This is a genomic window from Polaribacter sp. KT25b, assembly GCF_900105145.1.
Lineage (GTDB): Bacteria > Bacteroidota > Bacteroidia > Flavobacteriales > Flavobacteriaceae > Polaribacter.
Map to the genome: position 1 here is coordinate 3,460,731 of NZ_LT629752.1, position 25,327 is coordinate 3,486,057.

The 25,327-nt window shown below is 29.5% G+C and carries 16 protein-coding genes; 5 read left to right on the top strand and 11 right to left on the bottom strand.

What is annotated here, in order from left to right; genetic code table 11:
* Positions 1-146 precede the first annotated feature (146 nt).
* Positions 147-425 carry a hypothetical protein gene (locus tag BLT70_RS14960; protein ID WP_091896127.1) on the top strand — a complete coding sequence of 93 codons (279 nt, stop codon included), beginning with the start codon at positions 147-149 and terminating at the stop codon, positions 423-425.
* A gap of 67 nt (positions 426-492) precedes the next feature.
* Here the strand turns inward: BLT70_RS14960 and BLT70_RS14965 are convergent, their stop codons facing one another.
* Together BLT70_RS14965 and BLT70_RS14970 are read right to left on the bottom strand one after the other, a co-directional pair.
* Positions 493-2,457, bottom strand: a complete 1,965-nt coding sequence (locus BLT70_RS14965) for a hypothetical protein (protein ID WP_091896130.1) — start codon at positions 2,455-2,457, stop codon at positions 493-495.
* Positions 2,458-2,587: 130 nt separating this feature from the next.
* Positions 2,588-5,386, bottom strand: coding sequence for a TonB-dependent receptor (locus BLT70_RS14970; RefSeq protein ID WP_091896132.1), 2,799 nt, complete (start codon positions 5,384-5,386; stop codon positions 2,588-2,590).
* A gap of 347 nt (positions 5,387-5,733) precedes the next feature.
* On the opposite strand from BLT70_RS14970, the gene BLT70_RS14975 reads away from it, so the two are divergent.
* Both BLT70_RS14975 and BLT70_RS14980 read left to right on the top strand, forming a co-directional pair.
* Positions 5,734-6,930: a porin gene (locus tag BLT70_RS14975; protein WP_091896135.1), complete on the top strand. Its 1,197-nt coding sequence runs from the start codon at positions 5,734-5,736 to the stop codon at positions 6,928-6,930.
* Positions 6,931-7,009: 79 nt separating this feature from the next.
* On the top strand, positions 7,010-9,265 hold the full coding sequence (locus tag BLT70_RS14980) for an inorganic phosphate transporter (RefSeq protein ID WP_091896138.1): 2,256 nt from the start codon (positions 7,010-7,012) through the stop codon (positions 9,263-9,265).
* A gap of 55 nt (positions 9,266-9,320) precedes the next feature.
* Here the strand turns inward: BLT70_RS14980 and BLT70_RS14985 are convergent, their stop codons facing one another.
* The 9 genes from BLT70_RS14985 to BLT70_RS15025 form a co-directional block, all read right to left on the bottom strand.
* Positions 9,321-11,519, bottom strand: a complete 2,199-nt coding sequence (locus tag BLT70_RS14985; protein ID WP_091896141.1) for a patatin-like phospholipase family protein — start codon at positions 11,517-11,519, stop codon at positions 9,321-9,323.
* Positions 11,516-13,312, bottom strand: a complete 1,797-nt coding sequence (gene uvrC / locus BLT70_RS14990) for an excinuclease ABC subunit UvrC (protein WP_091896144.1) — start codon at positions 13,310-13,312, stop codon at positions 11,516-11,518. The genes BLT70_RS14985 and uvrC overlap by 4 nt, the downstream gene beginning before the upstream one ends.
* 39 nt (positions 13,313-13,351) lie before the next feature.
* On the bottom strand, positions 13,352-13,948 hold the full coding sequence (locus tag BLT70_RS14995) for a DUF4230 domain-containing protein (RefSeq protein ID WP_091896147.1): 597 nt from the start codon (positions 13,946-13,948) through the stop codon (positions 13,352-13,354).
* Positions 13,949-14,043: 95 nt separating this feature from the next.
* The gene (locus BLT70_RS15000) at positions 14,044-14,670 is read right to left on the bottom strand and encodes a lipoprotein signal peptidase (RefSeq protein ID WP_091896150.1); all 627 of its coding nucleotides are present in this window, start codon (positions 14,668-14,670) and stop codon (positions 14,044-14,046) included.
* A gap of 34 nt (positions 14,671-14,704) precedes the next feature.
* Complete coding sequence (locus tag BLT70_RS15005) at positions 14,705-15,358, bottom strand: hypothetical protein (RefSeq protein ID WP_157691916.1); 654 nt, start codon at positions 15,356-15,358, stop codon at positions 14,705-14,707.
* A gap of 26 nt (positions 15,359-15,384) precedes the next feature.
* A complete protein-coding gene (locus BLT70_RS15010) occupies positions 15,385-19,428 on the bottom strand; it encodes a T9SS type A sorting domain-containing protein (protein ID WP_091896156.1) in 4,044 nt (1,347 codons plus the stop codon).
* Between the two features lie 123 nt (positions 19,429-19,551).
* Positions 19,552-19,929: a TraR/DksA C4-type zinc finger protein gene (locus tag BLT70_RS15015; RefSeq protein WP_091896159.1), complete on the bottom strand. Its 378-nt coding sequence runs from the start codon at positions 19,927-19,929 to the stop codon at positions 19,552-19,554.
* A 3-nt stretch (positions 19,930-19,932) separates the two neighbouring features.
* The gene (ileS, locus tag BLT70_RS15020; RefSeq protein WP_091896162.1) at positions 19,933-23,340 is read right to left on the bottom strand and encodes an isoleucine--tRNA ligase; all 3,408 of its coding nucleotides are present in this window, start codon (positions 23,338-23,340) and stop codon (positions 19,933-19,935) included.
* A gap of 132 nt (positions 23,341-23,472) precedes the next feature.
* The gene (locus BLT70_RS15025; RefSeq protein WP_091896165.1) at positions 23,473-24,237 is read right to left on the bottom strand and encodes a TerB family tellurite resistance protein; all 765 of its coding nucleotides are present in this window, start codon (positions 24,235-24,237) and stop codon (positions 23,473-23,475) included.
* A 341-nt stretch (positions 24,238-24,578) separates the two neighbouring features.
* Between BLT70_RS15025 and BLT70_RS15030 the strand changes: the two genes are divergently transcribed.
* Entirely contained in the window at positions 24,579-24,989 is a 411-nt protein-coding gene (locus BLT70_RS15030; protein ID WP_091896168.1) for a BrxA/BrxB family bacilliredoxin, read from the top strand.
* 97 nt (positions 24,990-25,086) lie between these two features.
* The gene (locus tag BLT70_RS15035; protein ID WP_091896172.1) at positions 25,087-25,326 is read left to right on the top strand and encodes a hypothetical protein; all 240 of its coding nucleotides are present in this window, start codon (positions 25,087-25,089) and stop codon (positions 25,324-25,326) included.
* Position 25,327 lies beyond the last annotated feature (1 nt).

The following is a 25,327-nucleotide window of genomic DNA, read 5'->3' on the forward strand; positions in this document are numbered from 1 at the left end:
TGCTTTTTTTATGTCTAAAAACTAGTGATTATAAACTTATACTTTTCCAAAACCAAGTACTTACATCAACTCAAGTACTTACATCAACTTTAGTTCATGTTTTGTAATCTGCAGTAGTTGAAATAGCAACGTTATTAATAATTATATTGTACAATAGACCACCATTTTTTATATCCATATTAGACAGTATATCAATCATTGAGTTTGATGCTAATAAAGCATTCAAAGAAGATTTAATTGCTTTTGTAAGCGGAATTGCTGGAGGCGAATTATACAAAGCTTCAGAAGCTTCAAACAAAATGAATACTTCTAAAAAGGCGCATACTTGTTCTGATGCTCGCAAAGAAAGTTGTGACATGAAAGCTGATAAACCAGCTTGTAAAGAAGATTGTAAAATGGCTTGTTGCGCTGATAATAAAGCCTAAATAAAATTTATATAACCAAAAAAGCAGGCTTTAAAAGCCTGCTTTTTTTATTTCTAAAAACTAGTGATTATAAACCTGCACTTTTCCAAGACCAAGTACTAACATCAACTTTAGTTCCTGTTTTGTAATCTGCAGTAGTTGAAGCAGAAACATCATCAATAATAACATTGTCTAATGAACCTCCATCTACCATATCTATATCAAGATCATAACCTTCTAACCAGATATTTGTAATAGTTCCTCCAGAATTTTTCTTAAACTGTAACCCTGTTCCACCAACTGTAGAAATTGCTGTTAAGTTTACAAATTTAGGATTCAAATTATCTTTATCGCCTTCAAAAGCAGTAGAAAAACCAGATACAGTATGAGAAATATACGTATTTGTTAAAGTACCATTCCAACCTTCTGTCCAATCTACAGAATCATCTTCGTTATTTTCTAAGTAAATATTTGATGCAGAAACAGTTCCTCCAAAAAACTCAACTCCATCATCTGCTCCATTAATTACAGAAATGTTTTCTATTGTAGTTCCAGAACCAACTGCGTAAAAAGAAATTCCATTGTATTGAGAATCTGCATTAATTTGAGCACCTGTTCCTTTAATTACTAAGTATTTAATAGACCCAGAGCTATCTGCATTATTAGTTCCACCATAAATAAAACCACCAACTTCTGCTTCTGCATCTTCACCAGCAGTAGTAGTTGCATCTCCACAAATTGTTAATCCACCCCAATCTCCAGCTGTTCCAGCAGCAGAAGAAAATACAACTGGATTAGTAGCTGTTCCTTGAATATCTATTTTACCACCTTTTAAAACTGCAATGTAAACACCTGTACCACCATTTCTAGCTTCAATTTTTGTTCCTGCAGGAATTACTAATTCTCCACCATCTTGAACAATGTAAGATGAATTTAATTTATAGCTTACAGAAGCGTCTAAAGTTACAGTACCAGTTACAGTACCTTGTAAAATTGAAGTAGGAATTGAAACACTAGAATTTACCCAAGTAAAATCTGAAGCAGTAACACTTGGTGCATTTGTATAAGATAATAATGGGTTTGCAGCAACACCATCAATTAAAACATTTGTTAATGGCCCATCATCTTTCATATCGATTGACACATCATAACCTGTTAAAGATAAACCTGTAATTGTACCTCCAGATTGTAATTTAAATTGTAAAGCTGTACCACCAACAGTAGAAACTGCAGTAATATTATTAAATTTAGGATTGTTATTTTGCTTGTCTCCTTCAAAAACAGTTGAAAATCCAGAAACTGTATGAGAAATGTAAGCATTATCTACAGTTCCACTCCATCCTTCAGTCCAATCAATTGAATCATCTTCATTGTTTTCTAAGTATAAATTACTTGCAGAAACAGTTCCTCCAAAAAATTCAAAACCATCATCAGAACCATTAATTACAGCAACATTACTAATTGTTGTTCCAGAACCAACTGCATATAAAGAAACTCCATTATATTGAGAATCTGCATTAATTTGAGCTCCTGTTCCTTTAATAATTAAATAATTGATTGATCCAGAATTGTCTGTATCATTTGTTCCTCCATAGATAAAACCACCAACTTCTGCTTCTGCATCTACGCCCGCAGTTGTAGTTGCATCTCCACAAATTGTTAATCCACCCCAATCTCCTGGATTTCCAGAAGCAGAAGTCATAAACACAGGGTTTGAAGAAGTACCTTGAATATCTATTTTACCACCTTTTAAAACTGCAATGTAAACATTAGTTCCTCCATTTGCTGCTTGAATTCTTGTTCCTGCAGGAATTGTTAATGTTACACCTGATTGAACAATAAATGAAGAACTTAAATTATAAATTGTACTAGAACTTAATGTGAAATCCTCTTCTAAGTTTCCACTCATAACTCCAGATTGTAAGCTTTGTATAACTTCAGATTCTGGCTCAGTAATAATAATACCTGGCTCATCACTACCACAATTTGTGAATGATAAAGTAGCAATAGAAAAAGCTACGATGTTTAAAATTTTAAAAACTGATTTTTTCATTTTTAGTATAATATGGTTATTAATTTTCTACAAAGAAATCGACTTATTTTCTAATTATCTTTACCTAAATATTAATAATACGTTAGCTTTTATATTCTTTTTGTTGTTTTGTTAAGTAATTGTTAATTACTTAAAAATCATATTTAAACCCTAATGTTAACTGACTTCCTTTTTTGTAAGAAAGCACAGTTTCATTAGTTTCAACACCTGTTATAATGTCTTTAATGTCTTGCGTTTGCTTAATTTCTGGGTTCATTAAGTTTCTACCAACTAGTTTTATTTGTAAATTCTTTGTTAACTCTTTACTCATCACTAAATCTAACGTAACAAAACCTTTTTCTATAATTTGATCATTAAATTCTGTAGCTCTGTTTGCATACCCTTCTGCACCTCCTAAAGAAAATATTTTATCCGAAGAATAATTACCTGTTAAGGTTGCTAAAAATTCTTTTTCTTTTTTGTTGCTGAAGCTTAAAGAACTATTAACAATAAAATCTGATGCACCTTGTAAGCTAGATTCTGTAGCATCTTTATATTGAAAGTTTTCAAATAAATCTTGATTTAACCACATTTTAGTAATGTTACCAGTTATGTTTAAAATCCCTTCATCATCACTATTTTTAATTAAATCTGTTTTTGCTTCTAATTCAAAACCATAAACAGTAGCTTTATCTCCAGTATTTGCGTAGAAAAAATACCCTGATGAACCTCTTGTTAACGCTAAATTGATAGGATTATTAATTTGCTTGTAAAATGCAGTTGCAGAAAATAACTGTCCTCTATTTGGAAACATTTCATATTTTAAATCCCAATTATAAATTTCTGATTTTTCTAAATCTGGATTTCCTTTCGTTACACGACCAGTTGGAGAAACATATTCGAAAGGAGCCAATTCTTTAAACTCTGGTAACGTTTGTGTAATACTAGACGCAAAACGTAAATATTGATTTTCATTTACCTCAAACTTTAAGTTTACACTTGGGTAAAAACTTTCGTATGTTTTATCTAAAGAGCCTATTCTACCTACGTAATTTCCAACATCCCAAAGTACTTTTATTTCATCTTTTTCATAACGAAAACCTAGATTACCAGATAATTTATCCAAAGAAAAATCGAAGTTTACAAAACCTGCCATAATATCTAAATCTGCTTCATATCTATCTGTAGGTTGTGTTGTTAATGTTAATCCATTATTAAAACCTGTAGATGTAAAAGTTGTTGATAATTGATCTATAGAAGGTGCAGTAAAATCTTTTGCTTTAACACCAACAAATAACGATTTAAAGGTTCTTTCTTTATGTCTATAATTAAAGCCGTAGTTTAAAGCAAACGGTTTATCATCATTTTCATCAGGTAAACCCAAAGCCCATTTATTTTCTACAAGTGCATTGTATTCTATATCTTCAATTTTTTGGCTAGATTTTCTTTGTTGATAATCGCCAACGTGTGCATATTGAATTGTTGGAGAAACATCAATATTTAAAATATTTACTTCGTTTCTAATTCTATTTGGTTCTTCTGCCAATACAAAATTATAACCAGCTGCCCAATTTAAAGTATTGTTTTCATTCCATTTATGCTCACCTAATAATTGATTGATAAAAAGTGTTGTTTGTTTAAAGTTTTGATCTCTTACAAATGCGCCATCATCTTGTGGATCTTGATCATACACATATCCATAACCTTTTCTACCTTGTTCGTATAAGTTATCAATTCCATTATTAACAAATAGTGTATTGTATTTAAGCTTATTATTCTCATTAAATTTAAAACCAACATTTATATAACCTGTTGTATTTGTGGTTGAGATATATTGCTCAACATCAGTTTCATCAGCACTTATTCCTCTATCAATATTAACTTGTCTTGTTACACCTGGAAAAGAGGTGTTTAAAACATTTAATCTGTAAGAATTAAAAACGCCTTCTCTATACTCAAATGATTTAGAGTGAGAACCTGCTACAAATATTGAAAGGTCTTTACCAAAGATTTCAAATTTTCTTCCGGCAGAAAAAGAACCACTAAAGTTAATAGGAGTAGAAATAGTTTCTGTATCCCAACCTTGATAGGTAATTGCATCTTGAAGTGCGTATTGCTTTTTATGAAAGCCTAAAGTAACATCGTTGTTAATTATTGTAGTTCTAAAATCATCAGAAAGATTTAAAACATTTGTATTTGCACCACCAGATAACGAAATAGTAAATTCTTTACCTGAGTATTCTTTAGAGTTTACATCTACATTACCAGAACCTTGATCTGCATAACTAGAAGTTGTGTATGTTTTGCTAATTCCTACATTTTTAATAATGTTGGTAGAAAACAAATTAAGGTTTATATTTTTATTATTTACATCATCAGAAGGAATTGGCAATCCATTCATTGTTGTTGATAAATATCTATCTCCTAAACCTCTAATATAAATATCTCCAGAACTTTCACTTTTAGTAACTCCAGATATTTTAGTAGTTGCATTTGCAGCATCAGAAACACCAACTTTAGATAATGTTTGTGCGCCAATACTTTCTTTAATGACAGTTGCTTTTTTCTGCTCTAATAAAAGTGCACTCACAGATTCTTTATTTGAACTTGTTTTTATTATAATATCATCTAAAGCAACACCTTCTTCTGCAGATAATATTTCATTAATTACAACTGTTTCTCCTACTTTAATAGCAAACGATTTTTCAATTGCCTTATAACCTAAGAAACTAAAAACTACAATATGATTTCCAGCAGGAACTTTTATAGAGTAGTTACCATCAAAATCTGTAGTTGCACCTATTGTTGTACCTTTAATAAGTACGTTTGCAAACGGTAAAGATTCGTTATTTGCTTCTTTATCTTTTAATGTTCCCTTTAATGTTCCTTGGTCTTGAGCGTTCATAAACTGACTCAAAACTAGCAAAGTAATAAATAAAATTTTCTTCATTTTTAGTGTTTAATTACTTCTGCAAAAGTCTACCCGCTTTGTAAACTCTATGTTAGTTGTAAATTATGATTTCATTACTGTAATATTAAATTAAGGTTAAGACAAATAAAAAGTTAACAGTTTTTTAATTTTAGATAAACATAAAATTCAACTGTTGGTTGCATTTTTGTAATTATCTCTTGAGATTAAATGTCATCATAATACATTAGTTTTTGTCAACTATTTATATGACTTACTGCCTTTGATCAAGGCAGTTTTTTTCTATTAATAAATGTTAAAACAACGTTAAATTAAGATTATTTTTAGTTATTTTGTAATGACAAAAACTAATAATGATAAATTCCTCAATGCTACAAAATGTAGTAACCTTTGCATGTATAAGTGTTTTTTTAAGCATAAATGCACAAGAAACAAATGCACCTAAATTTGGGAAAGGATTATTTAATTTAATTGGCGAAGACAGTACCTGGACTATGAAAGTTGGTTTAAGGTTTCAAACGCTAGCTATTTCTAGTTGGGATGTAGAAAACGGACTTTCTAATCCTTCTTCATCTATGTTAATTAGAAGATCTCGTTTAAAATTTGATGGTTTTGCGTTTTCACCAAAATTAAAATATAAATTAGAATTAGGATTATCAAATAGAGATCAATCTGGAGCATCAGAATATACAAGTGATGCACCTAGATATATAATGGATGCCGTTTTAAAATGGAATTTTTCTAGAAACTTTGTTCTCTGGTTTGGACAAACAAAATTACCAGGCAACAGAGAACGAGTTATTTCGTCTGGCGATTTACAAATGGTAGACCGTTCTTTACTAAACAGCAGATTTAATATTGATAGAGATACTGGCGTTCAACTAAGACACAAGACCAAACTTTCTGAAAAATTTTTAATGAAAGAAATCTTCTCTATTTCTCAAGGTGAGGGAAGAAATGTTACTACAGGAAATGAAGGTGGACATCAATTTACAGGAAGAATTGAATTATTACCTTTTGGAGATTTTGAAAGCAAAGGAGATTATAGAGGAAGTGATCTCAAATTTGAACAAAATCATAAACTTTCGTTTGCATTTGGTTATAATCTAAATAAAAATGCTGTAAGAACTAGAGGGAATCAAGGTGCTTACATGATCAATAATAATGGATTATACGCAACAGATATTTCTAACATTTTTATCGATGCAATGTATAAGTACAAAGGTTTTTCTTTTATGGCAGAATATGCAAATAGAGACGCAAAAGATCCTTTAGCAAAAAATTCTGATGATACTTTAACAGGCGATGAGGTTCAAGTTGGTAATGGTTTAAATCTGCAAACAGGATATTTACTTTCTAAAACGGTAGAAGTTTCTGCTCGTTATACCAACATTTCTTTAAATAAAAACATTACTGGAGAAGGTGCAGAAAACCAATATACATTAGGTTTATCTAAATATATTGCAGGTCATAAATTAAAAGTTCAAACAGATGTAAGCTATACAGATATTGGTTTTAGCACAAATAAATTATTGTATAGATTACAGGTAGATATTCATTTTTAACGCATATTAACATAACATAAACGTAACATTCACAATTTTTTGTGTTTGTAACTTTGCAAAACTAAAATTTTATATAAAAATGGGAGATCCATATATTTTAATGCTTGTTGCTTTAGCTATTTTAGCTATAGTAGATTTAGTTGTAGGAGTTAGTAATGATGCTGTAAATTTCTTAAATTCAGCAATTGGCTCTAAGGCAATTCCTGTAAAGAAAATCATGATTATTGCTAGTTTAGGTGTATTCTTTGGTGCAGTTACCTCTAGTGGAATGATGGAAGTTGCTCGTAAAGGAATTTTTAACCCTAATATGTTTATGTTTCAAGACATTATGATCATTTTTATGGCTGTAATGATTACAGATATTCTTTTATTAGATATTTTTAATTCGCTTGGAATGCCAACATCAACTACAGTTTCTATTGTTTTTGAATTATTAGGTGCTGCAGTTTGTATTTCATTACTTAAAATTTCTGCAAACGATGCTCATTCAATTTCAGATATCTGGAGCTACATCAACCATGAAAAAGCATTAGATATTATTAACGGAATTCTACTCTCTGTTGTTGTAGCCTTTTCTGTTGGAGCCCTCGTTCAATTTGCATCAAGATTAATTTACTCTTTCAATTTTGAAAAAAGAGCCACTTATGTAAATGCACTTTTTGGTGGTTTTGCAATTACTGCAATTACCTATTTTATAATTATAAAAGGTTTAAAAGGAACTCCTTTTTATAGTGATGTAAAACATTTAATTGAAGGAAATACTCTTACTATTATTGCCGGAAGCTTTATTGCCTGGTCTGCTATTTCTCAAATATTAATACAATTTTTAAAAGTAAATGTTTTAAAACTAATTATTGGTATTGGTACATTTTCTTTAGCAATGGCATTTTCTGGAAACGATTTGGTAAACTTTGTTGGTGTGCCAATTGCTGCTTGGAATTCTTATGAAGCATGGTCTGTTTCTGGCGTTGCAGCAGATTCTTTTTCTATGGGCATCTTAGCAAAAAAAGTACCATCTAATGTTTGGTTACTATTATTAGCTGGTACAATTATGGTTGTTACTTTATGGACCTCTAGTAAAGCACAAAATGTAATAAAAACAGGAATCGATTTATCTCGTCAAGGAGATGGTCATGAAAAATTTCAACCAAATGGGGTGTCTAGAATTGTTGTTAGAGCTGCCATGACTCTTAATACCGGAATTAGTTATATAATTCCTAAATCTACATTAGCTTTTATCGATTCTAAATTTCAAAAACCTGTTGTAAAATTACCTAAAGACAAAAAATATGAATTACCAGCTTTTGATTTAATTAGAGCTTCTGTTAACTTAATTGTTGCCGGAATTTTAATTTCTATAGCTACTTCTATGAAACTGCCTTTATCTACAACTTATGTTACATTTATGGTAGCAATGGGTACATCTTTAGCAGATAGAGCTTGGGGACGTGAAAGTGCTGTTTATAGAGTTGCAGGTGTTCTTAATGTTATTGGTGGGTGGTTTCTAACTGCAATTGTAGCTTTTTTCGCAGCTGCTTTAGTTGCTTATTTAATTAGTTGGGACATGGTTATGATTCCTGTTTTATTAGCAGTAGTTGCTATTTTAATGGGTAGAAACACTTTACTTCTTAGAAAGGAAACGAAAGAAGTAAAAAAACAACAATATATAGAAAGAGAAGAATTAATTACAATAAATGGTGTAATTGAAGAAAGTGCAGATCATATTTCTGAAGTAATAAACCGTGTAAATAAATTATATACAAATGTTGTTGATGATTTATCTAGCCATGATTTAAATAAATTACGTAAAACAGATAAACACGTAGAAAAGTTAAATAATGAAATAGATAATTTAAAAGATGGTGTGTTTTATTTTATTAAATCTTTAGATGATACCTCTGTACAAGCTAGTAGATTTTACATAATGGTATTAGGTTATTTACAAGATGTTGCACAATCTATTAGCTATATCTCTAGAGCTAGTTTTAAACACGTTAATAACAATCATAAAAATCTTAAGAAAGCTCAAATAAAAGATTTAAAAGAAATTGATATTGAATTATCTGATTTATTAACTAAAGAAGCTTCTATTTTTGGTAATAGAAATTTAGATGATCTTAATAATCTTTTAAAAGAAAAAAATCAATTACTAAAAAGTGTTTCTGTTTCAATAGAAAAGCAAGTTGCAAGAATTAGAACAGATGAAACAAGCCCGAAAAACACAACCTTGTATTTTAGTATTTTATTAGAAACAAAAGATTTAATATCTGCTTTAATAAATTTACTACAAACCTATGAGGAGTTTTATTTAAGTACAAAACAGATGAAGAAATAAAATTTTATTTCTTATAATTTAAAAAAAACCATGAAAAGATTCATGGTTTTTTTTATTAGAACCAAAATCCTAAATTAAACAACCAAAAACTTTGATTGGTTTCTGGAGACCAACTGTATTTAATTTCTAAAGGCCCAACTAAACTACCATAACTATAACCTAAAGCATAACCAGATATAACATCTTTAAATAGTTCTATATCTCTAAAAACATTGTCTCCTAATCTTCCATAATTTGCAATAAAAATTGCATTATGTTTATCTGTAATAGCATATCTAAAGTTAAATTCAGATTTTACAAAAGAATTATCAGAAAGTTCTGCAAAATCATATCCGTAAAAAGAAATAAAGGTGTTTATATAATTCTGATTATAGCCTCCTAAATAAAAATCAAAAATTCCTGACTCTGGGTTCTTCAAAGTAAAACCAGCTTCATTTGTAAACTGAAAGGTTAACTTATTCCAAAATGTTTTAGCAAAACCTAGAGTTCCTTTTGCTTGCCCAAAAGTTTCAAAATCGCCATTATAATCAGAAGAAGCCATATTAAATCTAAAATTTAGATCTGCAAAATACCCTTTTGTAGGAAAATAGTTTTTATTATAAGTATCTAGCTTTAAATATCCAAAAGTGTTAAAATAATGACTTTTATCTAAAATAGTTTCTTCATTATTTGTGGTAATTGTTGCTGTTGTTGCTTTTATATATTTATGTTCTGCACCTAAACCAATAGCAAATTTTCTATCAAAAGTAGTTTGAACAAAAAACTGATTGGTAAAATCTATATATTTTAAATTAATATTATCAATATTAGGAAATGTAGAAACTAACGGATTAACCTTTGTGCTTGAAGTAAAATGATTATATCTAGATCGAAAGCCATAACTAATATAAAAACCATTATCTACAAAATAGTTTAGGTTATACCTTAAATTATCTCCTAAAATCATATCTACAGAAAGCAAGTCATTATCAAGTAATAGATGTTTCTGACTGTAATTTGCTAATACGCTAGATTTGTATAAAAGATCGTAATGAACGCCAAGTTTTAAACTTGCATTTTCGTTCGTTTCTTTCAAGTAAAAACTTAATAAATAAGTGTTATCTACCTTCTTAATTAAATTATATTCAATACGATCATAATTTCTTGTTGCAGATAATAAGTAAATCTTTTTTGTTATTTCTCTTCTTGTAACACTATCACCTTCTTTTAATTTTAATTTTCCAAGTACAAAAGCTCTCGTATAATCCTTTATACCATCAATAGAGATACTAGAAATTGTTAACTTTTCGTTATTTAATTTTAATGGAGCTCTTTTCTTTTTATTTTTTTGTTTTACTGCAAGTTCTTTAAAGACCTTTCTATATTTTATTGCTTCATCAATTCCTATTTTTAAAATTTCATCTTTTTTATCAAAATCAACTACACCAAATTTAGAAATATCAGGATGAATATAAACATCAATTTTTTCTTTCTCCTTTTCTGTTTTGCTATACATTTGATAACTCATTATCTGATTTAAAATAGATATTGCAGAGTTTAACTTATCTTTCTTATACAATTTACCTTCTACATCAGATCCTATTACAATATCTATTCCTTTTGCCTTCATTACACTAACAGGAAAATTATTTGCAATTCCGCCATCAACCAATAATTTACCGTCTAAAACAACAGGATTTAGCAACGTAGGAAAAGAACCACTTGCTCTTAACGCCAAAGGTAAAGAACCTTTTTCGATCAATACTTCACCACCAGTTTCAACATCTGTTCCAATACAATAAAAAGGGACTGATAATTTAGTAAAATCTTGATTACCATCTAAAGAATCGAATAATTCTAACAATAGATTAAGTACATTTTGACCTTTAGAAATTGCTTTTGGAAACCCAATAACACCTTTTTTTACAGGTAAAGTTATCATAGTATTTTCGCCATATTCTTTTTCAAAAAAAGTTTCTGAACTTCTTGGCAATAAATCTCTTACTAGAGCAAAAAAATCGGTTTCAATTATAATAGTTTCTATTTGATCTGCAGAATAACCAGCAGCATATAAACCACCAATAATTGCACCCATACTTGTACCGCCAATATAATCTAACTTAATACCTGCTTTGTCAATTTCTTTTAAAACACCTACATGTGCAAAACCTTTTGCCCCACCACCACTTAAAACCAAACCTATTTTTGGTTGTTTTTGTTGACTAAAAAAAACAGCTGTAATCAGTAAAAAAAAAATTGTTGTATAATTTTTCATGTTTTTTGAGGATGATAAAATTGATATACTTTTGTAGCTCTTGCATTGCCAATAACTTCAACTAAATCTGGTAAAGAAGCTTCTTTTACGCGTTTTGCCGATTTAAATTTACGCAATAAAGTTGTAATAGTCTGTTTACCAATATCAGGAATTTGTTCTAACTCACTTTTTATAGCACTTTTACTACGTTTATTTCTGTGAAAAGTAATTCCGAATCTATGCGCTTCGTTTCTTAAATACTGCGTAATTTTTAAAGTTTCAGACTTTTTATCTAAATACAAAGGAATTGGATCATCTGGATAATATATTTCTTCTAAACGTTTTGCAATTCCGATAATGGCAATTTTGCCACGCAATCCTAAAACATCTAAACTTTTTAAAGCGGATGATAATTGTCCTTTTCCTCCATCAATAATAATTAGTTGTGGCAAAGGTTGCTCCTCTTCTAATAAACGCTTGTATCTTCTGTACACAACCTCTTCCATAGATGCAAAATCATCAGGACCTTCTACCGTTTTTATATTGTAATGTCTGTAATCTTTTTTACTTGGTTTCCCATCTTTAAAAACCACACAAGCAGCAACAGGATTTGTACCTTGAATGTTAGAATTATCGAAACACTCTATATGTCTTGGCTCTACAGAAAGGCGTAAATCCTTTTTCATTTGCGCCATAATTCTTTTTACATGCCTGTCTGGATCAACAATTTTAATCTGCTTAAATTGTTCTTGTCTGTAATATTTTGCATTTCTTTCTGATAATTCTACAATACGTTTTTTATCACCCAATTTAGGAATTGTAACTTTTACACTTTCGCCCAAATCTACTTTAAAAGGAACATAAATTTCTGGTGATTGTGAGTTGAACCGTTGTCTAATTTCAACAATAAAAAGTTCTAATAGTTCTTTGTCTGTTTCGTCTAATTTTTTCTTAATTTCTGTTGTATTAGACTGGATAATTGATCCGTTAGAAATCTTTAAAAAGTTTGCATATCCGTGAGTTTCATCAGAAATAATTGAAAAAACATCTACATTATTTATTGACGGATTTATAATAGTAGATTTTGCTTGATAATTACCTAATAAGCTAAGTTTTTCTTTGATTTTTTGCGCCTCTTCAAACTCCATCTTTTCAGCAAAATCTAACATCATTTCTTGAAACTTCTCTAAACTTTCTTTAAAATTTCCTTTAATAATATTTCTAATTTCTCTGATAGAATCATTGTAATTTGCCTCTGTTTCTAATCCTTCACAAGCGCCTTTACAGTTCTTTAAATGATATTCTAAACAGACTTTATATTTACCTTCGTTTATGTTTTTCTTACTTAAATCGAAAGCACAGGTTCTTAAAGGATAGAGTTCTTTTATCAAATCTAACAAAACGCGAACCGTTCTTACAGAAGTATAAGGACCAAAATATTCTGAGCCATCTTTTATAACTCTTCTTGTCATAAATAATCTTGGAAAACGCTCGTTTTTAATACAAAGCCAAGGGTAACTTTTATCATCTTTTAAAAGAACATTATACTTTGGTCTGTACTTTTTAATTAAGTTATTTTCTAATAAAAGTGCGTCTGTTTCTGTATTTACAACAATGTGTTTTATGTTTACAATTTTCTTTACTAAAACTCTAGTTTTACCATTTTCGTGGTTTTTATTAAAGTAAGATGAAACTCTTTTTTTTAAGTTTTTAGCTTTACCAATGTAAATAATTACATCGTCTTTATCAAAATATTGATAAACTCCGGGCTCATTTGGTAAGGTTTGTACTTGTAGTTCTAAAGATGCAGACATAGTCAAAAATACTATTTTTACAGAAATAAATTGGTTTAATTAGTATGCTATATTTTCTAAAAAACCAGCGTTTGTATTATCTACAACTTGCCAACCATAAATAGCAGATAATTGATAAATTTTAGAAATTTCCTCGAAAAAACGTGTTTTAGCAGCCGTTTTTAAATTTGTTAATTTTATTGATTCCTTAATTTTATCAATACTTTTTTGGTTGATTTTATTCAAATCTGTTTTCGAAAAAGTATTAAATTGACTTTGTTGTAAATCAAAATATTTTACATCCGGAGAAATTGTAATTTCCTCATCAGGCATTTTATTGATGTAAATTTTTTTCTGTAAAGAATCTATTTGAATGTCTAATTTTGATAAATCATAACCAACCTCAACTGTTGCATTTACAGTAACAATGGCTTTTTTATCAAAAGAAATAGTTTCGTAAAAGTACTTTTTAGAATCAGAATAATTATAAATTTCAGAAAAGTTTGCATTTGACACAACTAGCTTACTCATATTTTTAATTGAGTTTACAACTACTTGAATTTCTTCTTTTTGCTGATGTTTATTATCTTTTTGATACCAATATTTGGCAATGAAAAAACCAATAAAAAAAACGAGAATATATCTTGAAATCTTCATACTTGAGTAAGTTAGAATTTAAAATCTAATCTTTACACAAGTTAGTGAAAAATACGAGACTTTATTTTAAGAAAAAATTAAATTTCTGATGCTCTTTAAGCTACTTTATTCTCAGAATTTTTTTCTTCTTTTGGAAAAGCTTGTTTGCTAAAAATAAAAAGTAAAACTACACCAATTGTTATGTAAGCATCTGCAGGATTAAAAATATATTGAAAAAAAGTATATTGTTCTCCACCAACAAAAGGAATCCAACTTGGTAAATCTCCAGTCCAAAGTGGAAAATAAAACATATCTACTACTTTACCATGAAAAAAAGTTCCATAAGGCTCATCAGCAAAAAGAGTTGCTACTTTATGGCTAGAATCGTCAAAAATTGCGCCGTAAAAAACAGAATCTACAATATTACCAACTGCACCAGAAAAAATTAATGAAATTGCAATAATTACTGCATTATGAACTTTCGTTTTTATATTGCCAACTAGCCAGTACATTATTGCAGTTACAGCAACTAATCTAAAAACGGTTAAAAAAAGTTTACCTGCTTTACCACCAAACTCAAAACCCATTGCCATTCCGTTATTTTCTACAAAATGGATTTTAAACCAATCGAAAACCACTACTTCTTCTCCTAAAACAAAGTTTGTTTTTACATAGATTTTTATAACTTGATCTAATATTATAGTAAATAATATAGTAAAAATTGCGAGGTTCCTTTTGGACATTTTTATTGAATTTGTGCGCACAAAAATAAGAATATTATTGTGGTTTTTGTGTAGTTAAGTAAATATTAGCTTTTAAGCTTGTTACCGTAAAATTTTTCTGATTTTTTTCTGACTCTTTTTGATACCTTTTTTCATGCAAAATGTTATCAATTTGAATCTTACCAGTGTTTGAAGTTACATTAATATTTGTATTTTTAAGAGTTGCATAAATATTGCCTTCATATAATTTTACAGATGTATTTGCCTTTACCTCGTTGAATTTAACAATTCCTTCATCAATAAAAACAGCTAAATCTCCTTGATAATTTTTAGATTCAATATTTATATTTTCACCAAAAATAGTTACTTTTTTTCCTTTAGGAATTTTTACAACTACAGATGCTCTTTGCAATCTTTTAGTAATAAATTTTCTAAAAATTGTTTCTTCGGATTGTAGTTCTTCAATAATAAATTCTAACTGTATTACATTATTTTCTTCTTTAAACAGAATATGTTTTTCATTAGGATTTTCTGCAAATAAGATAATTTCAATAAAACCTGAAGGTGAATTTTCAAGCACAAAATTATCTAAACCAATTGTTGAAATTTCAACTTCTTGTAAATTAGTTTCAAACTTTTTAATCACTTTCTTTTGAGAAAAAACTATCGTCGAAAAGAATAAAAATGATACTAAATAAATGTATTTCATTAAATTAAAAATAACTTTAACTGTTTTTACTGAATAATTATTTTTTTACTTTTAGTCCCTTTTTCAGTTTTGAGATCTACAATATAAAGACCTTTTACTATTTTTTCTATCGAAATATAATCTTCACTTTTTTCTATTGATTTCTGTATTATTTTTTTTCCAATTAAATTATATATTTCTACCACATTTTCACCTTTAGGTAAACCAGAAAAATATACTTTTTTATTTGATGTATAAATTTTAATTCTTGATAAATCTTCATCAATTACATGTAACGTTTCTTTTAATGTGTGAAGATAAAATCTATCAGAATTATTAATTTTTTCTTTGGATGTAAAGATATATGAACCGCCTTCATTTTCTAATAAGGTGAATATTCCAAGTTTTTTATCCTCTAAATAAATGTTTACATCTTCAGCAATATTTTTTGACGAAATACTAAATTCGACCCTAGAATTAGCTGGTAAAACAACGCCAACAGGAATTATATTTGAATATTCTTTTGGCAAAGATTGAATGGCTAAATTTCGTTTATCTTTTTGGTTTATCAGTTTTGTATAAATCTCTAAATTATTAGAAGTTTCGTTATAAATAGAACTATCATAACCATTATCAAAATCAGTAGAAGCACCATCAATATAAAATATTTTAGTTGTTCTGTTTTCTTTTTCTAAACTAACTGTAAGCGTAATTTCTGACTTTTGTTCCTTAGTTTTTAAAAAATTAGTTGTTTGATGACTTTGCATTTCTTTTGTAAAACTAACCGTATTATTTCCAATTTTTGAAGCAACAAAAAAAGCTTGTCCTGGCGATAAAAATTGTGATGAAGACGCATGATTAACTGTAATATAAGATGTTCCATTCCATAACCATAAAGTTTGCTCGCTTAACGAACTACTATTTACAGTTAAAAAATTATTACTTGCGTCTGCATCTGCATTTATTGGAATGTAAGAAGTAAAAACGTTTCCTAAAAGATTATACGCATTATTTGATCCATCAGAAATAGTAACATTTTTGTTTATTGTTAATAAACTTCCTGTAAATGATAAATTTCCTGCTTCAGACCTTAAAATAGTAAATCCTTCTCCTTGGTTAAATGTTGATGAATTTCCTGCTAAAAAATATTGCCATCCATCAGAATTATCATAAACTCCTAAACCTTTTCTATTTGCATTACTAGAACTAGATATAATTGAATTATCTAAAATCCATGCATCATTATAAATTTGACCTTTTACAGGCGAACTTACTAAATGCCAATTTGCAGTTACAGATCTATTGTAGGTTACATTTCCTATCGCATTTTCATCAATAATTAAACTACCAGAATTTGTTGAATTTGAATTGATCTTTAGAGTTCCATTATTTGTTAAACTCTCGTTTACAGTTAAAGCAGCTTGCGCATTTAAAGTTAGCAAAGCACCTGTTTCAATAGCAATATTATCAACAATTACAGCAGAATTTAAAATCGGTTTTATTGTTGTATTTGGTATTTTTACATCCATATTTATAGCTGGTAAACCGTTAGACCAATTGCCAGCGTTTGTCCAATCAGAATCTATAATTCCGGTCCAAATTGTTAACGGGTTTCCTGTAAACTTACCTGTAAACATTCCTCTTCCAAAAGTTGAGGCAAGTATTGTGTTATCTACTGTTCTTAAACTTAAAGAAGTAACAGCAACATTAGACATTCCGTTGTAAGATTGATTCCAAACTGGCGAAGCATCTTTAAAATTACTGGTATTCCAAACCCCTAATTCAGTTCCAACAATAACCTCATCATTATTTAAAGGATTCATTAAAATACTTCTTACATTTATATCAGGAAAATCACCTTCTTTATTCATCCAATTTACGCCACCATCATCTGTAAACCAAATACTTTCCACGCCAAAATTGTAAAAAGTAACCATAATTTCATTTTCAGATACGCCAAACTCAATAGAAGAAATACTACCTAAAAAAGAACCTGAAGAAATATCCGTAATTGTTTGTGTTGCTGTATTTGCATTTTCAATTTTAACTAATTTCCCTGTTCTTGTTCCTGCAAAAACACTTGAAGAAGTAGTTGTAAATGGCGATACTTTTAGTGCGGTAATATTATTTAAAAGTGCATTTGTAATATTTGTTCTAATAGGTGTATTTGTTGTAATATCAGAAAAACGAGATAGATGATCTGCACCATTTGAGTAAAGAATATCTAAGTTTTCATCTAGTGCCATTGCGTTTAAAAAACTAGATGAACTTTCACTTGATGAAATAACAAATTCATTACCAATGTATGGCAAATTAAACCTACTAATTTTATTATATGAATTAGTTACTATTAAATACGAGTTATCTTTATCAACGAAACATCTTGCACCATCACCACCTGAGATTTTTATTGATGAATTTATACCTTCGGATGGATTATTAAAAAATTGTGTTCCATTATCTTGAGAGCCACCAAGAATATATTCTGAATCTATACTTTGACCAATTGCACTGCTATAAAATTGTACAATATTATAATCTTTATTTCTAGATTTTATTGCAGTTGTACTTGAATTCGCAGTTGATAATGACGAAGTATAAAAAACACCTCCGTCGTTTCCAAAAATTGCAACATTAGCATCCGAAGGATAAAAAGCCATTGCATGTTGATCTGCATGAACATACGAAACATTTAATGCAGCCAAGTTATTATTCTCAGACCATTTAGATATTTGATCCCAAGAAGTTCCACTATTTGTTGTTCTAAATAAATCAATTCCACCAACATAAGCAATATCATCATCTGTTGGATCTATTTCTAACATTAAATTATAATAAGCTTGACCTCTAGCAAAATCATTTGCAGGAATATCTGTATCTGCATCATTAGGCAACGTTAATAAAGTTGGTAAAGTACCAAATGCATCATCTGTTTTTAAAAGAGATACAAACGGAGCTATTAAGTTGTTATCTTCATCATATGTTCTTACTCGTGCTAAAACGTACAAAGCGTTTGCATTTTTTTTAGAAACTGATATTTCTGTTCGTCTTGCATTTGCAATTGTATGTTTTAAAGTAAATGTATTACCATCAGAACTATTATATACTCTTCCGCCACCTTTACCATAAAGATTACTTACTGTTCCTAACCAAAGTTTATTATCTAAACTTATTTCAAAATCATTACCTGCTACACTATTTCCATCAACATCTAAACTAATTTTAGACCAATTTTCGCCTTCATCAGAAGATTTATAAAGCCCATATTCGTTAAGACCAACATATGTATTAATAGGATTTGTTGTATAAAAAGTTGCACCAATACTTGCAAAAACTTCAGAATCGTTTGTGGTTAAACTATCGCCATCGGCATCTCTAACAATTATATCTGTTATATAATAAGTACCAGGAACGTAACCAGAAGAAGTTGTTCCTCTAACTTTGTAAATATTTGTCCATGTTGCTCCTCCATCGATAGATTTCCAAATTCCGTTTCCTAAAGCTTGTTGCGGAACGTATAATTCACCAGTTCCTATATACATTATTTGAGAGTTATTAGGATCTACTGCCATACAAGTTACAGACAGATTCTCATCAATACCTACGCTAATCCACGAAGAGTTTTCATCTGTAATATCATTATTTACCCAAAGACCACCACTTACACCGCCAGCAAAAACTCTTTTATTATTTACATCATTTGGGTCAAAAAGTAGCATTCGTGTTCTTCCGCCAACATTATTTGGGCCACGCTCTTGCCATTGATTGTTTATTGCGTCTCCTGGAGCTCTTTGTTCATATGCTCTTTTTAATTTTAATTCTTGTTGAAGATTATAAATATTTTCTGGATGCGTTTTACCTGTGTATGGATTTATTTCTAACAAATATTTTTCCTCAAAATACTTATTTGGCGGAATTCCGAAAGCAACTCTTTCTTCTTTTGTAAAATTTAAAGCATTATTAAAGGGATGATTTTTTATAAGTTTGGCATAACTTTCTTGTACTTTTTCTATTTTATTTTTCTTTCCAAAAGATTTATAAAACAAAAAGCCACAAAAAAGAAAAACTATTAAAAACAATTTCTTTTTCATATTTACAAAAATATGATAATATTCTTATTTAAAAGTAGATAAGGTTAATTTACAAATAGAAAATCCAATTTTTAACACGATTAGTATTAAAAATTGGATTAAAATTATACTATTATAAACTAGTTATTGAGCTCTTTTTGCTTCAATACTTAAAGTAGCATGAGGCACTAATTTTAAACGCTCTTTTTGTATTAATTTACCAGTAACTCTACAAATACCATAAGTACCATTTTCTATGCGCATTAAGGCATTTTTTAAGTCTCTAATAAACTTTTCTTGTCTAATTGCTAATTGCACGTTTGCTTCTTTGTTCATTACTTCAGAACCTTCATCAAAAGATTTAAATGATGGCGATGTATCATCTGTACCATTATCTGCATTATTTTTATATGCACCTTCTAACATTTCTAAATCTTCTTGAGCTCTTGTAATTTTCTTGTTAATAATTTCTTTAAATTCTAACAAGTCTTCTTCTGAATATTTTACCTTAACACCTGACATTTCCTAAGCTTTTTCAATTAATATTTTACTTATTATGGTATCAAATTCAATCTCTGTACCATCTTCTAACTCATCAACAAAAACCAGTTCAGTGGTTAATGTTTCACTCATAATGTATTCTTTATTATCAGCAATAGATTGTTGTAAGTTTTGATTGTTTAAAACCGTTAATTTAATTCTATCTGTTACTTCTAAACCAGAATCTTTACGTGCATTCTGTATTCTGTTTACCAACTCTCTTGCAACACCTTCTTTACGTAATTCTTCTGTAATGGTAACATCTAAAGCAACTGTTAACGCGCCTTCATTTGCAACTAACCAACCTTCTATATCTTTTGATGATATTTCTACATCTGAAGCGTCCAAAATAATATTTTTTCCATTAATTTCTATAGAAATGTTTTTATCTTTTTCTATTTTGTTAATATCTTCTTGAGTAAATTTTTGCACTTCTGATGCAATAAAACGCATATCTTTTCCAAATTTTGGACCTAAAGCTTTAAAATTAGGCTTAATTTGTTTGATTAAAATATCTGAAGCATCATCTAAAATTTGAATTTCTTTAATATTAACTTCGTGTTTAATAAGATTTTCTACCGCTAAAATTTCTTCCTTTTGCTGAGGATTATCTACAGGAATCATAATTTTTTGCAATGGCTGACGCACTTTTATTTTTTCTTTTGCTCTTAATGATAAAACTAAAGATGATATAATTTGTGCATTTTCCATTTTACGCTCTAAGCTTTTATTAACAAAACTAGCATCGTAAACAGGAAAATTAGATAAATGAATACTTTCTGATGTTTCTTTACCCGTTACAGAATTTAAATCTTGATACAATCTGTCCATAAAAAATGGCGCAATTGGCGAACTTAATTTCGCAATTGTAATCATACATGTATACAAAGTTTGATACGCAGAAATTTTATCTGTTTGATAATCTCCTTTCCAAAAACGTCTTCTACTTAAACGCACATACCAGTTACTTAAATAATCTTGTGTAAAATCTGATATTGCTCTTGCAGCTCTCGTTGGCTCGTATTCTTCATAGAATTTATCAACTTTATTGATTAAAGTATTTAATTCTGATAAAATCCATCTGTCTATTTCTGGTCTTTCTTCTAAAGGAATATCTGCTTCTTTATAAGAAAACCCATCAAGATTTGAATATAAAGTAAAGAACGAATAGGTGTTATATAAAGTTCCGAAAAACTTACGTTTTACTTCTTCAATTCCTTCTAAATCGAATTTTAAATTATCCCAAGGATTTGCGTTAGAAATCATGTACCAACGTGTTGCATCTGCTCCATATGTTGATAATGTTGTAAACGGATCTGTAGCATTTCCTAAACGCTTAGACATTTTATGTCCGTTTTTATCTAAAACTAAACCGTTAGAAACTACATTTTTGTAAGCAACAGAATCAAAAACCATTGTTGCAATTGCATGTAACGTATAAAACCAACCACGTGTTTGGTCTACTCCTTCTGCAATAAAATCTGCAGGAAAAGATTCGTTTCCATCAATTTTTTGTTTATTTTCAAACGGATAATGCCATTGTGCATAAGGCATAGAACCAGAATCGAACCAAACATCAATTAAATCACTTTCGCGTTTCATTGGTTGTCCAGATGCTGAAACTAATACAATTTCATCAACAATATTTTTATGTAAATCTAATTTTGCATAGTTTTCTTCTGAGTTGTTATCAACTTCAAAATCTGCAAAAATATCTTCTGCTAAAACTCCAGCCTCAACAGCTTTTGCCATTTCTTGCTTTAATTCTTTAACAGAACCAATGCAAATTTCTTCTTTACCATCTTCTGATCTCCAGATTGGCAATGGAATTCCCCAATAACGAGAACGAGATAAATTCCAGTCGTTTGCATTTGCTAACCAGTTACCAAAACGTCCAGTTCCTGTAGATTCTGGTTTCCAGTTAATGGTTTTGTTTAACTCGTGCATTCTATCTTTAACATCAGTTACTTTAATAAACCAAGAATCTAATGGATAATATAAAATTGGTTTATCTGTACGCCAACAATTTGGGTAACTGTGTTTGTATTTTTCAACCTTAAAAGCCTTGTTTTCTGTTTTAAGTTTAATAGCCAATTCAACATCAATAGATCTTTCTGGGGCTTCACCATCTGCGTAATATTCGTTCTTTACATATTTACCCGCAAACTCGCCCATTTCTGGTCTAAATTTACCCTGTAAATCTACTAAAGGAACTAAATTATCATTTTTATCTTTTACCAACATTGGTGGAATTTCTGGTGTTGCTTGTTTAGCAACCATAGCATCATCTGCTCCAAAAGTTGGCGCTGTATGTACAATTCCTGTTCCATCATCTATAGTAACAAAATCTCCAGCAATTATTCTAAAAGCATCCTGAGGATTGTCATTTGGTAAACAGTAATCTAATAATTGCTCGTATTTAATACCAACTAAATCTTTACCAATAAATTCTTTAATTACGTGATAAGGAATTTTTTTATCACCAGCATTGTAAGTACTTAATTCTTCTGAAGTTTCAACTTGTACATTGTTTTTACCTGCAAATTGCTTACTAACTAAATTTTTAGCTAAAACAACTTTAATTGGCTCAAATGTATATTGATTAAAAGTTTCTACTAAAACATATTCAATTTTTGGCCCTACAGTTAATGCTGTATTACTTGGCAAAGTCCAAGGAGTTGTTGTCCAAGCTATAAAATAAACAGTTCCTTCATTTTGTAAAAAATCTGGAAGTGTATTTTCTATCGCTTTAAATTGTGCAACAACAGTTGTATCTGTTACATCTTGGTAAGTTCCTGGTTGATTTAACTCGTGAGAACTTAAACCTGTACCCGCTTTTGGCGAATAAGGCTGAATTGTATACCCTTTGTAAATTAATTCTTTGTTGTAAATCTGTTTTAATAACCACCAAACAGACTCCATATATTTTGGTTCGTAGGTAATGTATGGATCTTCCATATCTACCCAGTATCCCATTTTATTGGTTAAATCGTTCCAAATATCAGTATAACGCATTACTGCTTTTCTACAAGCTGCGTTATAATCTTCTACAGAAATTTTATTACCAATATCTTCTTTAGTAATTCCTAATTCTTTTTCAACACCCAATTCTATTGGCAAACCATGCGTATCCCAACCCGCTTTACGCTTTACTTGGTAACCTTTCATGGTTTTATATCGTGGAAAAATATCTTTAATTGCTCTTGCTAAAACGTGGTGAACTCCTGGAAGTCCGTTTGCAGAAGGAGGCCCTTCAAAAAACACAAAAGGTTTTGCATTTTCTCTAGAAGTTACACTCTTTTCGAATATGTTATTTTCTTGCCAATAGTTTAGAATTTCTTCTGCTACTTTTGGTAAGTCAAGCCCTTTATACTCAGGAAATTTCGCTTTCATTTTCTGTCTTTTCTAATAAGAATGCGAAAATACAGATTTTCTTGGAAATTTATACAGTTGAAAGTAGCAAAGTTTCAAAGTACAAGTGATTAAACTTTGTAACTCTGCTACTTTAAAACTTTGTGATTATTTTTAAAGTCCTCTTTCATTTTTTATTTTCTCATAAGCAGCTTGTATGCTTTGAAACTTTTCGTTTGCGCCTTTTAAATGCTCTTCTCCCAAACCTTGTAATTTATCTGGATGATATTTTTTTACCATTTTTCTGTACGCAGTTTTTACCTCATCATCTGTGGCTTCTTTTGATATCTCTAAAATTTTATATGAAGCATTAGATTCATCATAAAACATGGCTTTAATAGAATCAAAATCATTTTGATTGATGTATAAATATCCAGCAATTTTTCTGATTTCTTCTATTTCTGATTGAATTACAAAACCATCTGCTTTAGCGATACCAAATAAAAAGTGTAATAATTGTAAACGTGAAGAATGTGACATGTGTGCTCTAATTTGCATACAAACTTGACGTGCAGAAACTTCTTTTTTAATAATTCCTTTAAAAAGTTTAAAAGCGCTATTTGCTCTTTCTTTGCCATACATACTAACAAATTGGTTGCGAACAAAGTCTAATTCTCTTTTATCTACTTTTCCATCAGATTTTATTACAATGGATGCTAATACTAAAAGACTCATCTCAAAATCTCCAGATTCTGTATCTACAGAACCTCTTCTTTGTCCAGATTGGTTAGCTCTATCGTAATCTATTTGTTCTTGTTTTAAATCTTTTTCAGAAAAACCATCTACAAAGCTACCAAGTGCAAAACCAATTGCGGCTCCTATTGGCCCTCCTAATGAAAAACCTAAACCCGCTCCTAACCATTTTGTAAAACTACCCATTTTTTATTTTTTTAAAGCAGCAAAGTTACAAAGTTTAAAATAGATTGTTTGTCACTTAGATTGTTGGATTTTTCGAAATTTATAAAATAGTTAGACCGAATTTGCATGAAGGATTGAAGCAATTGTTTGAGCTCTTTTTTATTTTTCATAAAAAAAGCGAGTGCGGAAAGCCTGACGATTTTTACCTAAAAGTAAAAGTATAACGATACTTTTAGGTAAAAATGGGCATGCCCAAAATAAAAAGAATCAATTTTATTGATATTTCTATTGAAACTACCATTTTTAAGTTTGTTGAATTTTGATAAACAAATACCTATCTTTGCATTTTAAATTTAGAAAATATGTATCCAGAAGAATTAGTAAAACCAATGCGTGATGAGTTAATTAACGCAGGTTTTGAAGCATTATATACAAGTGAAGACGTTGAGAACGCGATGTCTAAAGAAGGAACAACTTTAGTGGTAGTAAACTCGGTTTGTGGTTGTGCAGCTGGTACAGCTAGACCAGGAGCGGTAGCTTCTTTAGGTGCAGAAAAAACGCCTACAAACTTAACAACTGTTTTTGCTGGTGTAGAAAAAGAATCTACACAAAAAGCAAGAGAATTTATGATTCCGTTTCCTCCATCTTCTCCTGCAATTGCATTGTTTAAAGATGGTAATTTAGTACATATGTTAGAGCGTCATCATATTGAAGGTCGTTCTGCACAAATGATTGCACAAAATTTAGCACAAGCTTACGAAGAGTTTTGTTAGTATAAATAAAGTAACAAGACTTTTTTGATTCAAGAATCAATACAAAAATCCACGTTTATTTACGTGGATTTTTTATTTTTATCCAAAATTTAAAATTATGGCTTCCATATTATCTACTTACACAATAGAAGAGTTAAAAAAGAAATTAAAGAAACAAAAAACTATGTTGATTATTCAAAGTGTAGTACTCTTTTTGATGATTGTTTTTGCGGTATTTTCAACTATAGAAAACGGGCTTTCTTTTCAAACATTTTTACCTTTATTTTTTGCACCAATGTTATTTGTTATGCTTTTTGAAATAAAAAATATTAAAAAAGAACTTATTTTAAGAAAATAAA

Excerpts from the sequence above, each read along its gene's own strand:
- BLT70_RS14995 (WP_091896147.1), bottom strand. The coding sequence starts at position 13,948 with ATGAAGATTTCAAGATATATTCTCGTTTTTTTTATTGGTTTTTTCATT.
- BLT70_RS14980 (WP_091896138.1), top strand. The coding sequence starts at position 7,010 with ATGGGAGATCCATATATTTTAATGCTTGTTGCTTTAGCTATTTTAGCT.
- BLT70_RS15000 (WP_091896150.1), bottom strand. The coding sequence starts at position 14,670 with ATGTCCAAAAGGAACCTCGCAATTTTTACTATATTATTTACTATAATA.
- BLT70_RS15035 (WP_091896172.1), top strand. The coding sequence starts at position 25,087 with ATGGCTTCCATATTATCTACTTACACAATAGAAGAGTTAAAAAAGAAA.
- BLT70_RS14975 (WP_091896135.1), top strand. The coding sequence starts at position 5,734 with ATGCTACAAAATGTAGTAACCTTTGCATGTATAAGTGTTTTTTTAAGC.
- BLT70_RS15025 (WP_091896165.1), bottom strand. The coding sequence starts at position 24,237 with ATGGGTAGTTTTACAAAATGGTTAGGAGCGGGTTTAGGTTTTTCATTA.
- BLT70_RS15015 (WP_091896159.1), bottom strand. The coding sequence starts at position 19,929 with ATGTCAGGTGTTAAGGTAAAATATTCAGAAGAAGACTTGTTAGAATTT.
- BLT70_RS15010 (WP_091896156.1), bottom strand. The coding sequence starts at position 19,428 with ATGAAAAAGAAATTGTTTTTAATAGTTTTTCTTTTTTGTGGCTTTTTG.
- BLT70_RS14965 (WP_091896130.1), bottom strand. The coding sequence starts at position 2,457 with ATGAAAAAATCAGTTTTTAAAATTTTAAACATCGTAGCTTTTTCTATT.
- BLT70_RS14970 (WP_091896132.1), bottom strand. The coding sequence starts at position 5,386 with ATGAAGAAAATTTTATTTATTACTTTGCTAGTTTTGAGTCAGTTTATG.
- BLT70_RS15005 (WP_157691916.1), bottom strand. The coding sequence starts at position 15,358 with ATGAAATACATTTATTTAGTATCATTTTTATTCTTTTCGACGATAGTT.
- BLT70_RS14985 (WP_091896141.1), bottom strand. The coding sequence starts at position 11,519 with ATGAAAAATTATACAACAATTTTTTTTTTACTGATTACAGCTGTTTTT.
- ileS (WP_091896162.1), bottom strand. The coding sequence starts at position 23,340 with ATGAAAGCGAAATTTCCTGAGTATAAAGGGCTTGACTTACCAAAAGTA.
- BLT70_RS15030 (WP_091896168.1), top strand. The coding sequence starts at position 24,579 with ATGTATCCAGAAGAATTAGTAAAACCAATGCGTGATGAGTTAATTAAC.
- uvrC (WP_091896144.1), bottom strand. The coding sequence starts at position 13,312 with ATGTCTGCATCTTTAGAACTACAAGTACAAACCTTACCAAATGAGCCC.